This window comes from Bacillus seohaeanensis, from assembly GCF_042684945.1.
In the GTDB taxonomy this organism is placed as follows: Bacteria; Bacillota; Bacilli; order Bacillales; family Bacillaceae_B; genus Rossellomorea; species Rossellomorea seohaeanensis.
In genome coordinates this window covers 637904-652847 of record NZ_JBHUMF010000031.1, presented here as the reverse complement: position 1 = coordinate 652847, position 14944 = coordinate 637904, and the positions used below count along the sequence as shown (strand labels likewise).

Genomic DNA, 14944 nt, shown 5'->3' with positions numbered 1-14944 from the left:
ATAGGGGGAGAAACTATGCTCGGAATACTAGGGTTGATCGCTTCGCTTGCCCTATTAATCTACTTAACAATGAAGGGGATTAATATTATTATTGCCGCTATCATTAGTTCTGTCATAGTCGCAGTAACAGGCGGATTGAACTTAGAGACAGCGATGACAGAGCATTATATGACTGGTTTTACTGGTTACTTTGCCTCATGGTTTTTGATTTTTTTACTGGGTGCTATTTTCGGGAAAATTATGCAGGAAACGAAAGCGGCAGATAGTATTGCGAACTGGGTAAAGGATACCCTTGGTCCGTCTCGGGCAGTATTTGCGGTAGTAGCAGCGGCTGCGATTATGACGTATGGCGGCGTAAGCTTGTTTGTTGTTGGATTTGCCGTTTATCCAATTGCCGTTTCATTATTTAGAGTAGCGAACTTACCGCATCGCTTTATTCCAGCAGCATTGGTATTTGGGTCAATTTCCTTTACGATGACGGCTCCAGGTTCACCAGAAATACAAAATTTAATCCCAACTGAATTTTTTGGAACAAAACCAACGGCCGGTGGTATTATTGGTGTGCTTATGGCATTACTCATTATGGTAGTGGGAGGACTTTACCTGGGGAGAATTGTAAGGAAGGCTGTGGAAAACGGAGAAAGTTTTTCATTACCGAATGGTCCTACTTCTAAAGCAAACCAGGAGTTAGCAGCAGGACTTGCAGTTGATTCGGAAAAAGAACCAGGGCAAGAACCAGAGAAGAAGGATTATCCACATATTATTTTTGCAATATTGCCTTTAGTTATCGTTATTGCGATGTTGAATACCACCGCCAATTTTACTTCTTCTACTGCGGCTGCATTGCTTTCATTAACAAGTGGGATTTTCTTGGCATGTATATTAATGTTTAAATTTTTGAAGGAATTCTGGGGGGCGTTGGCGAAAGGTGCACAAGACGCCTTAATTGCAGCGGCAAATACATGTGCTGTCGTCGGTTTCGGAAGTGTCGCCGCGCAGGTGGCTGCCTTTGACAGTGTTGTGGATGCATTAGTAAATATTCCCGGTCCACCGTTAATGGGACTAGCGATTGCGGTCACGTTAATTTGTGGAATAACGGGATCTGCATCAGGAGGACTCGGAATTGCACTTCCAATCCTGTCACCGATGTATCTTGCCCAAGGATTAGATCCAGGTGCGATGCACAGAATTTCTGCATTAGCCTCTGGTGGATTGGACTCCTTGCCGCATAATGGATATGTGGTAACGACTATTCGAGCAATTTGCGGTGAGACACATAAACGATCTTACAAGCCGATATTTATGCTAAGTGTCTTATTACCGACGCTTGTTCTAATCCTTGCAGTCATACTATATTCAATCTTTTAATCTACTATTTTAGGAAAAAGAGAGGGGAATTTTTTTATGACAACAACGACAACAAAGGTATTGAAAAATTACATTAACGGGAAATGGGTAGAAGCGAAAACAGACAAGTTTCAAGCGGTGCCAAACCCAGCGACAGGTGAAACATTAGCAGAAGTACCAATTTCTACGAAGGAAGATGTTGATACAGCTGTACAAGCTGCCAAAGTGGCATTTGATACATGGAGCGCGACACCGGTTCCGAAACGAGCTCGTATTCTATTTAAATATCAACAGTTATTAGTCGAACATTGGGATGAATTAGCTAAATTAATTACCGAAGAAAATGGGAAAAGTTTTAAAGAAGCATACGGTGAAGTGCAACGTGGGATTGAGTGTGTTGAGTTCGCTTGTGGTGCCCCATCATTAATGATGGGAAAACAATTGCCAGACATTGCTACAAATATTGAATCGGGCATGTATCGCTATCCAGTTGGAGTCATTGGTGGGATCACGCCATTTAATTTCCCAATGATGGTCCCATGCTGGATGTTCCCACTTGCCATTGCAGTTGGAAACACGTTTGTGTTGAAACCATCTGAGCGAACTCCGTTGTTAGCAAATCGCCTGGCAGAACTTTTTGAAGAAGCAGGTTTGCCAGAGGGGGTATTCAATATTGTTCACGGAGCACATGATGTTGTAAACGGTCTCCTTGATCATAAAGATGTTCCGGCAATTTCCTTTGTCGGTTCCCAACCGGTGGCAGAGTATATTTATAAAACAGCGGCAGGAAACGGAAAACGTGTTCAAGCATTGGCAGGGGCAAAGAATCACTCGATTGTCATGCCAGATGCAGATCTAGATAGTGCTGTAAAAGAAATTATTAGTGCTGCATACGGTTCTGCTGGAGAAAGATGTATGGCATGCTCTGTTGTCGTTGCAGTAGATGATGTGGTAGAGCCACTGATTAAGAAACTAGTGGAAAAAGCAGATGAAATTAAAATAGGAAATGGCTTAGAAGAAGATGTCTTTTTAGGGCCTGTTATCCGTCCAGAACATAAAGAGCGAACAGCTAACTACATTGAAAACGGAGAGGAAGAAGGAGCAATCCTAGTCCGAGACGGTCGCAAAGATGAATTCTATCACAAAGATGGCTACTTTATTGGCCCAACAATCTTTGATAAAGTAACGACTTCAATGAAAATATGGAAAGAAGAAATCTTTGCTCCAGTACTATCGATTGTTCGGGTGAAAAGTATTGAAGAAGCAATTGAACTGACGAACGAATCTGACTTTGGAAATGGTGCATGCCTATTTACACAAAATGGCAGCAACGTTCGCTACTTCCGTGAAAAAATTCAAGTGGGTATGCTTGGAGTAAATATCGGTGTTCCTGCTCCAATGGCTTTCTTCCCGTTCTCTGGATGGAAGAATTCTTTCTATGGTGACTTACATGCAAATGGTAGCGACGGGGTCGAATTTTACACAAGACGAAAAATGTTGACGGCTAGATGGTAGTTTAGAGTTCTAAGTGTAATAAGTTTTACTAGGAACCAGTACAATAAAAAATGACAGGTGGGACTACCCCGCCTGTCATTTTTTATTGTACATGCATAGTATTGTGGGAAGTTAGTGCGCTCCACCACTCTCAAAGTTACTACCGGAAACGTCACTAATGTTCTCGATTGCTACTAATGCTTTTGGATCTATGTCATGTGTAATAGAGCGTACTGTCGATAATTCGATACGGGTTACAATTGTATAGATTATCTTTTTAGGCTTATTTGTATAAACACCCTCACCATGAATGAACGTGACCCCACGTCCTAAATCTTTTACTAACGCATCTGCAATTTCCTCTGGAACATCTGAAATAATCGTAACTGATTTTAGTTCTTCCATACCTTCGACCACAATATCAATCATTTTAAAAGCAATATAATATGTAATAATGGAGTACATTGCCGTTTCCCAACTAAATACTAATAAGGCAGCAAGAGTGAAAATGAATAAATTGATAATCATAACAATTTGTCCAACGGAAACAAGGCGTTTCTTACTAACAAGAATGGCGATAATTTCTGTACCGTCTAAAGCGCCACCTGTTCTAATAACTAAACCAACACCTGTTCCTAGAATTACTGCACCAATAATAGTTGCTAAAAATAAATCATTTGTCACCGGCTCAAAATGATGCAAATAAGAGGTGAATGCAGATAAAACAACTACTCCATATAACGTGTGGAGTGTAAATTTTGTTCCTATTCTCCGATACCCGATATAAAGAAAAGGTAAGTTTAATACAACGAGAAATATACTCATGGAAATACCCGTTAATTCCGATGTGATGATCGAAAGACCGATAACTCCGCCGTCTAAAATATTATTAGGAACTAAAAATAGTTCAAGACCAACAGCCGCAATAATAGCACCAATGGTAATCATAATCATTTGTTGGACTTCTTTTAAAACACGCTTTTTCTTTGTCTTAACCACTATCCTAAATCCTCTCTCTAGTTAAAGTAATCTTTTCCTTATTATACTACTTTTTCTTGGGAATTGAAATTTTGAGTTAGTATAACAGATATCAAAACCGAATGTTATCTAAATAGTTGAAAGATTCCTTATACCGCTTTTAAATTTGATGGATTTTGAATAAGATATGTAGAGAAGGATGTATAGGCAGGAGGGGATTCATATGAAGGTAAGCTTTTATATTTTATTTATTGTATTAGCAGCGGTTATTTCGTTTAGCTGGAGCTGGAAAAGATTATTAGACTTTAATAGTTATAAGAAGCCTTTTGCGGAAGGAACGGTCGTCAATTTCCTTGTGCTTTTTATTGCTTCTGTATGGTGGATAGGTACAGAAGACAAAATGAGCGGTATTATGGGGGCGTTTTATTACTTACTCGCTTTTCTTTTAATCATGATTATGGAAGGATTTACACTTGCGTACCTTTTCTCGAAAAACAAGAAAAGAGGAGAGGCATAACATGAGGAACATTGGTGTGGATAGTGGCGGGACATTAACGAAACTTTTTTATGAGGAAAAAGGTCATTTTCATTACAAAACATTTCGAAGTGATGAATTAGAAAAATGTGTTCAGTGGATAAAATTACTATCGCCAATGGCTACACTGAATGTAACTGGAGGCAAAGCAGAAAAGTGGAAAAATTATTTTCCCGATATAAACGTAATTCCTGAATTCGATGCAATCCATAAAGGTGTTCAGTTTTTAATGAACAAGGAAAAAATGCAGTGTGATTCGTATCTACTAATAAATATTGGAACAGGTACATCTTTTTTTAAAGTGGAAAATGAACAATGCGAAAGGTTGCTTGGAAGTGGGATTGGTGGAGGTGCTTTTTTAGGGTTGGGAGCGTTGTTGACAGGGGAATCAAATTTTTATGAGCTTGTGGAATTGGCCGGGAAGGGAAATAGAAAAAGAGTAGACCTGCTTGTAAAAGATATATATGAGCGTGACCCGTCTCCGGTGTTAGACTATTTAACAGCGGCAAACTTTGCAAAGTCGGTATATAAAGAAGCAAATAAAGAAGATAAACTGAGAGCATTAAGTAATATGATTGCAGAAACGATTATTTTGCTAGCATCACAAGCAGTTAAAACTACTTCTATAAATACGTATCTCTTCGTGGGAAGCATGTTAAACGGTAATAAACCTTTTAAACAAGATCTTGCCCAATTTAACGATTTACTTGGATATGATCCTATATTTTTAGAACACGGCAGCTTTGCAGGAAGCATTGGAGCCTGGGTAATTGGAAGCGATATACAAAACTAGTGTCTTTCACAAAGGTTGTTTTCATAAAGATTGTTGCTTTTTAACTGAACACTAAGTTAGATTTACTGAGTTGATTCTCGCTGCGGGCACTTGATTCCTCCTGCGGGAAGAGAGGGAAGTGGGAGCCCCCGCAGGCGAAGCCGAGTGTCTAGCTCCAGCGGCTAGCTCGCTGTGAAAAAGATAAAATCCCCAAAAGGCAAAGGAAGCCTTTAGGGAATTTTCCTATTTTCTTCACGAGCTGACCAAGCCGCTTCCGCTTTTCTAAGAGGCTCCCATTCCTCCCCGAGGAGTCTTGTGCCCGTAGCGGAAATCAACGGGCAAAATTCATAACTGAAAACAACAATCTGTGAGAAAAGAGTCTTCACAAAATAGTCATGGATAAATAGTGAGAACAATTGTTTTTCATTCTGTATTCTACTAATATTGGATTAGGATAGGTTAGGTAGGATATGGAGGAGATTTATTTGAAAAAATTCAAAGCCTTTTTTGTACTTATAACGATACTTTCGGTTATTTTAGTAGGTTGTAGTAATAGCGATTTTCAAGCAGACCATCATTATGAGGTGAAAGACTTTACGTACACGAACCAAGACAATGAAAAGGTAAGCTTAAATGATTTAAAAGGAAAAGTATGGATTGCTGATTTCGTCTTTACAAAGTGTGAAACTGTGTGTCCACCGATGACATATAATTTAACGCAGCTTCAGGAAAAGTTGAAAGAAGAAGGTGTGAAAGATTATCAATTTGTATCCTTTAGTGTAGACCCTGAAACAGACAAACCCGAAGTTCTAAAAGAATTTATCGGCGGATATGAAGCGGATGAAAGTAAATGGGATTTACTAACGGGATATAAACTCGACGAAATCGCAGACCTTGCAGAACATTCTTTTAAAACAATTGTGGCAGACGACCCAAAGTCAGATCAAATGATTCACGGAACTAGCTTTTATTTAGTCAACCAAAAAGGCGAAGTGGTCAAGAGTTACAGCGGTAATAGTGATGTTCCTTTTGATTTAATCGTAGAAGATATGAAGACGCTTATTAAAGAAGGAAATAAATAAGGAAAGGCTGATTTCGTAAAGTTTGTTCCTTTTTAACGAAAAACTAAGTTGAACCTACTGAGTCAAGTGCCCGTAGCGGAAATCAACGGGCTGAGTTTATGAGTAAAAACAACAATCTATGAGAAAAGATCCTAAGGAAAAAACTCTAAAGGAAGGAACTTCCTTTAGAGTTTTTTTATCCCGTTTTAACGGACGATAAATCCGACTGATTACAAATGGAAGAATTCTAGTAGATTATGATAAAGTAAGAGAATGGTGCTCTAATGAAGGGCATGAATTACATTTATTATGTTTCAAACTTGAAGGAGATTTTTTAAGATGAATAAGAACCACCGTCCAAAAGGATTATTTATTTTTGATATTATAATCACAATCATTATCTTTCTATGGGTTATTAAAACTTTTACAGAGGGAGACACAGTAAAAGGCCTTATCTTTACCTTACTATTTGTTGTAATGGCAAGTTTTTTGTTTTTGAGTTATCGAAAAAAGAAATGATAGGGAAAATAGGTGTATTTGGTACCAATGCAGTATTCGAAAAGAAAATAAAGACAGAGTTGTAATATGCTAGTGCCTAAATACATATATAATTTAATAGATACTTCTTGCATGATTTGTCCATTTCACCGACAATGGAAAGTGCCAAATAGGTAATAGTAATTTGTTTTTAGAAAGTGGGCCCGTTCATGATAGAGCTGTGGAGAAGTTTTAGCTGGGTAATTCCAATTCTCACCCTAGCAGCTAGTACACTTGTCATTGTCATTCATTTTTGGAAACAACAAAAAGGTGGTGGAAGATGGTTAGATATCCTTCCTATTCTTTTTGTGATTTTATCGATTGCGGCAATCTTTCTCATTACGTTGTCTCCGCCTATACCTGGTACTGCTATGGAAGGGACGACTAATTTTGAGCCGTTTTCGAATTTGAAATTAAACCTAATTTACCGCAATCATCTAGATGTTCCAATCCGAAATTTACTTGCAAACATTGTTTTATTTATTCCGTTTGCGTTTGCAATTGGTTGGTGGATGCGCAAACATAAATGGATTATCGTTAAAGTGACCTTTTTAGGTGCATTGCTTTCTTTCCTCATCGAACTTTTTCAATATTGGCTTCCTTTGGGACGAGCAACAGATGTTGACGATTGGATGATGAATACGTTGGGTGCACTTTGCGGAGGTATATTATTTGTCGTTTTAAAAAGAATGTACCGAATTATTTATTTAAATGTAATTAGGTATAAAAGCTGACCTTGGTTTTTTAGGTCAGCTTTTATTTCGTTTTGGAATAGTCTTTTCTTATGAAGAAATGCTAGTAGAGAAATGGTTTATTTTATAAAAGCTGTGACGCTTGCTAGTAAGGAGTTGCTATGGTTAAAAAATGGTTTTGGAGAACAGCCGTTTGTGTTTTATTCCTTGTTTTATTATTTGTAGTAATGCACGTAGATGTTCGAACGGGGGCTAGTAGTTATACGGATGCACATCCTGCTATAGAAACACGGAAATGGGCGGGGGATTTTACGATAGTTACAGAGGGGGAGTCTTTATATCGTTCACTCTTTCGGGATATAAAAGATGCTAGGCATTCTGTGTGGGTACATTTCTTTATTGTAAGAGAGGATGGAATTTCTAATCGTTTTTTTCAATTGCTTGAAGAAAAAGCACGCGCAGGGGTGGATGTTCGGTTGTCGATGGATACTGTAGGTTCTTATGTTGTAAAAGAAAAAACAATGGATCAATTGAAAAAAAGTGGCGTACATGTGGCAAAAAGCAGGCCGCTTTCTCTCACACACCCATTTTATTCTTTGCATCATCGAAACCATCGACGGCTTATAACGATAGACCAAGAGATCGCTTATATAGGTGGTTTTAATATGGGCGAAGAGTATTTGGGCAAAGACCCAGATCTTGGGTATTGGAGAGATTACCATATAAGAATAAAAAGTGACGGTGCCAAAGATATGGCACGTCAATTTGCAAAAGATTGGCAAGAAGATACGAAGGAAACATTGTCATTACAACCTGAAGGTACTAAGAAAAGAGAGGAGTCATCGGGGGCAACGTTTCAATTTTTGTTTACAACAGGCGAAAGTATTGTGACCAAAATGGTTCAATGGATAGATGAAGCAGAACAGACGATAGTGATGGCAACCCCCTATTTTCTTCCTGATAGGAAACTTATAAACGCTTTAAAGCGAGCAGTAGACAGAGGGGGAGAAATAAAAATACTTGTGCCAGGCAAACCAGATCACTGGTATACCAAACCACCAAGTTATAAAATGAAAGAAGAGTTAATAAAATATGGAGTAGCGTTCTATTCCTATAAGAAAGGTTTCTTCCATGGTAAAGTAATGGTTATTGACCATAAGTGGACGGATATCGGCACCGCCAATTGGGATCCAAGAAGCTTTTACCTAAATGATGAAAGTAACTGCATTGTTTATGATGTCGAGTTTGCTGGTGAAATGGAAGAAAAACTAAAACAAGATATGGAAGATAGTAAAAGAGTAACAAAGAAAGAAGTGACCGATATTCCATTTTGGAAGAAACTCTTTAAACATACACCAGAATGGATTTATTATTATTTTTGAGTAAGAAAATTTTGTTTACTACGTTGTTTGTGGTAAAGTAAATTTAAATAAAATTGTAAGAAAAATCATAAAAATTATTAAAGGAAAGGGATTGTCAATGAGCGAACTGATATTTGTATCGTTGTTTGTTCTTACCATACTATGCTTTAAATTTTTCGGCATCATGAAAAACAGGAAAATATCAAGAGCGAATAAATCCGTAGCGGTCGGAATTGTCGTTTTTTCCGTTATTGGCATTACATTGACTGTTCTATTTTATTTACCTAATGCTTCGTAACCCCAATATGTTTGGGCGATATTAAATGATGTGAATGTCTCTAATTTAATGGGGGCATTTTTTTGTTTTTTGAAACCATTCTTCCTTATAGATTTTCTTTCCAGTTAAGTTGTTCTCGTCTTTCAACCATCTTTAGAAACAAAAAATTCTCTAGAAGTAAAATCTAGAGAATTTTTTTATGTGAATTTATCCATTTACGAGCTGCTTTTCTATACGATTCACTTTAAATTCCTCGACTTTTTCCTGAATGTTTTTCATTTTATTGTCAAGAAAATTTACCATTTCTGCGGCTTCTGTTAATTCCTGTTGCAAATGTAAAGGGATGTCTTGTTCAAATTTGTAGTATATTTTATGCTCTAAACTTGCCCAAAAGTCCATTGCAATTGTTCTAATTTGGATTTCGATTTTCACATATTCTGTATGGCTTGTTAAGAAAACGGGTATTTCAATAATGAGATGCAAACTTTTATACCCATTAGGCTTAGGGTGCTGGATATAATCCTTTACTTTGATAATGCGTATGTCGTCTTGTTTTTCTAGCATAGTGTATATATCATATATGTCAGAAACAAAGGAGCAAGTGATACGGACGCCGGCAATATCATGAACATGCTCTTTTACATTTTCTAATGTTAATTCTAGATTTTTTCTTTTTATCTTTTTAAGAATACTTGATGGTTCTTTTATTCTTGATTTTAAATGTTCAATTGGGTTGTGTTTATGAATAAATTGAAATTCTTCGTTCAGTATTTTTAGCTTTGTATTAATTTCTTCGAGCGCAAATTTGTAAATAATTAAATTATTTTTCCATTCTATTATGTCTTTTTCAACAAGATTCACTCTTTATGCTCCTCTTTACTATGTTTAAATAATCTCTTTTTTGTTGTGAGATAACAATTTTTTCACATTTAATTCCGAATTTCTTAAGGTTGTTAATTAATTGATCCAAGTTTTTCAAAAGAAACACCTGACTTATTAGAATTTGTCTCGCATTAGCGAGCAGTGAAACCTTCATGGAGTGAAATTTTATTTCACGACTGACTATTCAGTTTTAATTCTATATGAGTGTGACCGGTCAGTCAATAACTTTGTTAACTAACTTAATCTTTTTTATTGGTTTATCCAAGGAGTTAGAGAGTGTATAGGAGTAAGTGTTGGGAACAAAATACTTCATTGTGTTTCAATGGCTAATATAAAAGTACCTTCGTTCTGTCCAATCGCAATAAATTTGAAAACATAGCCGAAAGAAAAGAATTTTTCCTTCCAAGAAAGAATAGTATTGAAGTACTTACAGAAATATTTTAAGTCAGAAAATAAACCAAAATGTGAAACCATTTATGGAGTTGTCACGTATAATTAGGTGTCGGAGAAAAACATACATATGAAAAAGGAGGAAGCGACGTGGTGAAACGTACAGGAGAAGTAGTAATGGGGATAATAGGTGTGGTTCTTTCTGCTTTATTCTCGGTGTTTGGCTTTATTTTTATGGCGGGGATGAATACACCGGAGTTTGAAGAAGTTTTTAATGAGATGGAAAATGACCCGGCACTAACAGCGGAAGATACAAATATGATTCTTTCTGCGTTTGATTCAATGGGATGGTATTTGATTATTTTAGGTATACTTGCACTTATATTAGGTGTTATTGGAGTTATTGCCATTGTAGGGAATAAAAAGCCTAAACTAGCTGGGATAATGTTCATTATTGCTGCAGTTGTTGTTGGTCTAGGGTCTGTCGGCGTGGGCTTTATACCTGCGATCTTGTTCTTGATTGCTGGTATTATGAGTTTGGTTAGAAAACCAAAAGAGCCGGTGTATTAGAAATACGTAAAGAGTAAAGTATAGTAGTTCATATGAAAAGAAGAAATGAGGCTGGGACATAACTAAAGTACTATCCCCTAAAGACGAACAATGTCAGGTTAAATTGTTTAGTAATCACTGTTACACACCGCTGTTGATTTCCGTGTCAAGACTTCGCTTTCCGCGGGCGGTCGGTGAGCCTCCGAGAAAAGCGGAAGCGGCTCGTTTTGCTCGCGAAGAAAATAGGGAAATACCCAAAAGGCGCTTTTTGCCTTTAGGGTATTTCATCTTTTTCATAGCGAGTTAGCCGCTGGAGCTAGACATGCGCTGCGCTCTTGCGGGGTCTCACCTGTTCCGCTTTTCCCGCAGGAGTCTTCGTCTTGCACTCCAATCAACAGCTAGAACAAGTTAAAAAGAACAACAAGTTTTATGAAGACTTATAAAAAAAACGAACTAATTCGCCTTCAAATGAAAGAATTAGTTCGTTTTTTTATTCACCTAGAGCACATTTGTCCCAGCCTCATTTTTATGAAGGAAAGCTGATAGAGTGACGAATGTGTTGAAAGTAATAATAGGTGCCTGCAGCGGAAAAGAATGGTCCATTGCCCACAAACAACAATTTTTACGTAAATAGCCTAAATAAAAAACAAACGTAGTTCAAACTAAATCAACGCGCTGGCTAAAGATAATCGCAATAATCAAAAGGATAATAGTTAAACTGACAAAAAGGATAGACAGCTTTCGGGATGTTTTTGCTTTATGAACCTCATCCCATTTAACTGGACGAATACCGCTTAATGAGAAAACAATAATCGCAGCCAGTATAACAGAATTGATATTTCCCATTAATAACAACATAGAACCGTAAGCCTCTTGCCACATAGCTGAACCAATTGTCATCCCTAAAACAACTGTGGGTGGCAAAAGAGCGACAGCAACCATCACCCCTACAAACGACCCAGGTAATTGATTAAGAATGGACAAAGCTCCAGCTGTTCCTGAAGCTAATGCTAAAACAATATCAGATAGATTGACATGTGTTCTGGAAGTAAACTCGGTGCTATCAGTCGGGACAGGAAAAAACAACGTAAATAAGATGGAAATACCTAACACAATCATAATGGCATAAAATAATGTAAAGGATGAACTGCGAACCAGTTGAAAGTTACCTAAAATGGAGGAAAAACCAATTGATATAACCGGCCCAAGCATCGGTGCAATTACCATAGCGCCAATGATAACAGCTTCACTATTTTTGATAAAACCTATTGTCACCACAATGGCAGATAAAATGATAAGCAGAGTATATGTAAGCGTAATATGACTAGACTTCTCGATAGAGCCGAGTAGTTCATGGCGACTAGCTCTTTGTAATTCATTCGAATCTTCTTCCTTTTCTTTCTCTTCTTGTTCTTTTTCCTCCTCCGTTAATCTTCTTATATAGGTTTGAACAGGGAATAGTAGAACTTCAAATCCCTCTACGACATTCGTTATATTCTCTAAATAGTTTAAGATTTTTTCTGTATCATTTGTTTTTACAAGGATGCGGACAAGTATTCGGTCTTTTGATTCTGTAGAAACCCAATAGGAAACATGAGGATGATTTTGCAAAGACTCATCAACTTTTTCAAAATATTTATTTGGGATATACGCTTCGATAAGCTGTAAATCCATAAGTTTCATCTCCCAAAGTAAAATAAAAAACTTCCTCTATAGCTTTTACAATAAACGTTGTTTGTAAAATAAAAATATAGTCACGCCCAAACTTTACAAAAAACAGCCTACTATTAAAAAAATTCACGTTGGTAAACGTAAGTATACAAGTGCACATATTTCCAAGGTGGAAAGGAATGTGTTAGCATGATAGAGGATTCAATAATCATCCTACATATATTTTTAATAACAGATGAAGGAGAAGATTCAAGTGATGAAACAGCGCTTAGAAAGACTGCAAAATTGGTTAAAAGAAGAAAAAGTAGATGTTGCATTTATTAATTCAACGGAAAATGTTTTTTACTTAACAAATTTTTATACAGATCCCCACGAACGTCTTATGGGATTAGTTGTATTTCAAGACCGAGAGCCATTTGTGGTGGTCCCAGGAATGGAAGCTCGTCAAGTGAAGGCAGCAGGTTGGGAATATGAAGTGATTGGCTATGCTGATCATGAAGATCCTTGGGTATTTATCGAAAAAGCTATTAGGTCAAGAGAAATAGAAAAAGCAAGCACAGTTGCACTTGAAAAAGAGGTATTATCATATGGTCGTGGCGAATCCCTACTTACTATTTTGGAAGGTGCGAAGGTAGTAAACGCAGAAGATGTATTAAATGAAATGCGCGTGGTAAAAGATGAAAAAGAAATGGAAATTATGCGTCGCGCAGCGGAAATGGCTGATTTTGGTGTCCAAGTAGGAGTAGAAGCATTGCAAGAAGGAATTACGGAAATGGAAGTGCTTGCGAAAATAGAATATGAATTAAAGAAAAAAGGAATAAGAGAAATGTCCTTTTCTACAATGGTCCTATTCGGCGAAAAAGCTGGCGATCCCCATGGAAATCCAGGCGATCGTAAATTGAAAGCAGGAGACTTTGTTCTATTTGATCTTGGCGTTGTGTTAGAAGGCTATACTTCCGATATAACACGTACTGTCGGTTACAAATCGCTTACAGATCAACAAAAAGAAATATACAATACCGTATTAAAAGCAGAAATGGCTTCACTTGAAGCAAGTAAACCAGGGAATCGAATAGGTGATCTTGACCAAATCGCTCGCGATATTATTACTGATGCGGGCTACGGTGATCACTTCCCACACCGTATTGGCCATGGACTAGGAATAAATGTTCATGAATTTCCTTCCATGAGCCATTTAAATGATGGAATTTTGCAAGAAGGGATGACTTACACCATTGAACCAGGAATTTATGTACCGGAAATTGGTGGAGTGCGCATTGAAGATGATGTACTGATTACAAAAGACGGATATGAAACATTAACGAACTATCCAAAAGAGCTTCAAATTATTGAATAATTTCGCAGGCTTGGTTGTTATCATGCTCTATAAAGGATGAATATCCATCTGTCTTTTAGGAAAGATAAAATGAAAATAATTCTTCCAAGGAGGACAAAGAGCATGAATAAACAAAGGGCACAAGAAATTTCCCTTTCGGCTGAAATGGCGAATGTATCATATAATGGAACTCCTGTTTATATACAACATGTCGCCGAAGACAATGATACAGTCAGAATTTATCCACTCGATAACCCCGAGCAGGAACAAGCTGTAAATGTAAATGATTTGCGCGAAGACTATAGACATTAAGAAAATCCGGCAGACCGATTATGGCTCTGCCGGATTTTTACTTCGTTTTTGAAACTTTATATAATGTTGAGTCGTATAGTAAGTAGGATAACTCGAATCGTAATTTTAGACTCTGAGGAGGAAAAAGGATGAAGAAACTAATTATTTTACTGGCTATCGTTTTTCTTAGTGGATGTGGTTTACTTGATAAAGCGAATTCCACTTTGCAATACGTGAACGAGATGACAGACTATATTAACGAAGCAGACAAGTTCGCGAATGACATCCCACAGTTAGTGGATGAAGCCACGCAGAATCCGGAGAACGTGCAAGCTTTAGAAGATAGACTGCTTTCCATGAAAACAGAAATTGAAGAAGTAAATGAACTAGAGCCACCGGGTGTTGCAGAAGATCTTCATAACAAAGTGCTAGGGTATAATGAGCAAGCATTAGAAGGAATTAATCTTGCTCTTAATCAAATAGAAAATGGGACTATTGATCCTTCTTTCTTGGAAAATAGTGAGTTGTTAACAACGATTGATGAAATAAGAGAAATTAAAAGCAACTTGGAAAGTTTAGGTAATTAAAATAAGAATGAACGAGGTTATTCTAACGGGTTCGGTTCAGGGAGAGAAAATTGTTAAAAACACTCCAATTAGCATAATATTTAGTAAGAGAATTAACAATAAATTTAGCAAAAACAAAAGGACTAGGATATTAGATTTTCCTAGTCTTTTTGTTGTTTTTTAGATTTGTCTGATTGTTTAACTA

Annotated in this window: 16 protein-coding genes; 13 read left to right on the top strand and 3 right to left on the bottom strand. The window is 37.1% G+C overall.

All coding sequences use genetic code 11. The features are described 5' to 3' along the window. The first annotated feature begins 15 nt into the window (after window positions 1-15). Window positions 16-1368 carry a GntP family permease gene (locus ACFSUL_RS16550; RefSeq protein WP_377937033.1) on the top strand — a complete coding sequence of 451 codons (1353 nt, stop codon included), beginning with the start codon at window positions 16-18 and terminating at the stop codon, window positions 1366-1368. Window positions 1369-1404: 36 nt separating this feature from the next. Continuing rightward, window positions 1405-2862 (top strand): CoA-acylating methylmalonate-semialdehyde dehydrogenase, encoded by a 1458-nt coding sequence (locus ACFSUL_RS16545; RefSeq protein WP_377937032.1) that lies wholly within the window; start codon window positions 1405-1407, stop codon window positions 2860-2862. A gap of 111 nt (window positions 2863-2973) precedes the next feature. On the opposite strand, the gene ACFSUL_RS16540 is transcribed toward ACFSUL_RS16545, so the two are convergent. Further along, complete coding sequence (locus tag ACFSUL_RS16540; RefSeq protein WP_377937031.1) at window positions 2974-3840, bottom strand: YitT family protein; 867 nt, start codon at window positions 3838-3840, stop codon at window positions 2974-2976. A 202-nt stretch (window positions 3841-4042) separates the two neighbouring features. Here ACFSUL_RS16540 and ACFSUL_RS16535 point away from each other — a divergent pair, with 202 nt between their 5' ends. The 7 genes from ACFSUL_RS16535 (at window position 4043) to ACFSUL_RS16505 (ending at window position 9075) form a co-directional block, all read left to right on the top strand. After that, window positions 4043-4336 (top strand): hypothetical protein, encoded by a 294-nt coding sequence (locus tag ACFSUL_RS16535; protein WP_377937030.1) that lies wholly within the window; start codon window positions 4043-4045, stop codon window positions 4334-4336. Between the two features lies 1 nt (window position 4337). Then, the gene (locus ACFSUL_RS16530) at window positions 4338-5147 is read left to right on the top strand and encodes a type II pantothenate kinase (RefSeq protein WP_377937029.1); all 810 of its coding nucleotides are present in this window, start codon (window positions 4338-4340) and stop codon (window positions 5145-5147) included. Window positions 5148-5611: 464 nt separating this feature from the next. Next, window positions 5612-6208 (top strand): SCO family protein, encoded by a 597-nt coding sequence (locus ACFSUL_RS16525; RefSeq protein WP_377937028.1) that lies wholly within the window; start codon window positions 5612-5614, stop codon window positions 6206-6208. Between the two features lie 318 nt (window positions 6209-6526). Further along, window positions 6527-6706: a hypothetical protein gene (locus tag ACFSUL_RS16520; protein WP_377937027.1), complete on the top strand. Its 180-nt coding sequence runs from the start codon at window positions 6527-6529 to the stop codon at window positions 6704-6706. Between the two features lie 188 nt (window positions 6707-6894). Beyond that, window positions 6895-7458 carry a VanZ family protein gene (locus ACFSUL_RS16515; protein ID WP_377937026.1) on the top strand — a complete coding sequence of 188 codons (564 nt, stop codon included), beginning with the start codon at window positions 6895-6897 and terminating at the stop codon, window positions 7456-7458. A 119-nt stretch (window positions 7459-7577) separates the two neighbouring features. Then, window positions 7578-8798, top strand: a complete 1221-nt coding sequence (gene cls / locus ACFSUL_RS16510) for a cardiolipin synthase (RefSeq protein WP_377937025.1) — start codon at window positions 7578-7580, stop codon at window positions 8796-8798. A gap of 97 nt (window positions 8799-8895) precedes the next feature. Beyond that, the gene (locus ACFSUL_RS16505) at window positions 8896-9075 is read left to right on the top strand and encodes a hypothetical protein (protein WP_377937024.1); all 180 of its coding nucleotides are present in this window, start codon (window positions 8896-8898) and stop codon (window positions 9073-9075) included. 186 nt (window positions 9076-9261) lie between these two features. Here the strand turns inward: ACFSUL_RS16505 and ACFSUL_RS16500 are convergent, their stop codons facing one another. Then, the gene (locus ACFSUL_RS16500) at window positions 9262-9915 is read right to left on the bottom strand and encodes a GTP pyrophosphokinase (RefSeq protein WP_377937023.1); all 654 of its coding nucleotides are present in this window, start codon (window positions 9913-9915) and stop codon (window positions 9262-9264) included. Between the two features lie 561 nt (window positions 9916-10476). Here ACFSUL_RS16500 and ACFSUL_RS16495 point away from each other — a divergent pair. Next, window positions 10477-10896 carry a DUF4064 domain-containing protein gene (locus ACFSUL_RS16495; RefSeq protein WP_377937022.1) on the top strand — a complete coding sequence of 140 codons (420 nt, stop codon included), beginning with the start codon at window positions 10477-10479 and terminating at the stop codon, window positions 10894-10896. A 636-nt stretch (window positions 10897-11532) separates the two neighbouring features. On the opposite strand, the gene ACFSUL_RS16490 is transcribed toward ACFSUL_RS16495, so the two are convergent. Then, window positions 11533-12549, bottom strand: coding sequence for a TIGR00341 family protein (locus ACFSUL_RS16490; RefSeq protein ID WP_377937021.1), 1017 nt, complete (start codon window positions 12547-12549; stop codon window positions 11533-11535). Window positions 12550-12802: 253 nt separating this feature from the next. Between ACFSUL_RS16490 and ACFSUL_RS16485 the strand changes: the two genes are divergently transcribed. From ACFSUL_RS16485 to ACFSUL_RS16475, 3 genes are all read left to right on the top strand, one after another. After that, window positions 12803-13903, top strand: coding sequence for a M24 family metallopeptidase (locus ACFSUL_RS16485; RefSeq protein ID WP_377937740.1), 1101 nt, complete (start codon window positions 12803-12805; stop codon window positions 13901-13903). A gap of 102 nt (window positions 13904-14005) precedes the next feature. Continuing rightward, window positions 14006-14194 carry an H-type small acid-soluble spore protein gene (locus tag ACFSUL_RS16480; RefSeq protein ID WP_377937020.1) on the top strand — a complete coding sequence of 63 codons (189 nt, stop codon included), beginning with the start codon at window positions 14006-14008 and terminating at the stop codon, window positions 14192-14194. Between the two features lie 128 nt (window positions 14195-14322). Continuing rightward, window positions 14323-14760, top strand: coding sequence for a DUF6376 family protein (locus tag ACFSUL_RS16475; RefSeq protein WP_377937019.1), 438 nt, complete (start codon window positions 14323-14325; stop codon window positions 14758-14760). Window positions 14761-14944: the final 184 nt, after the last annotated feature.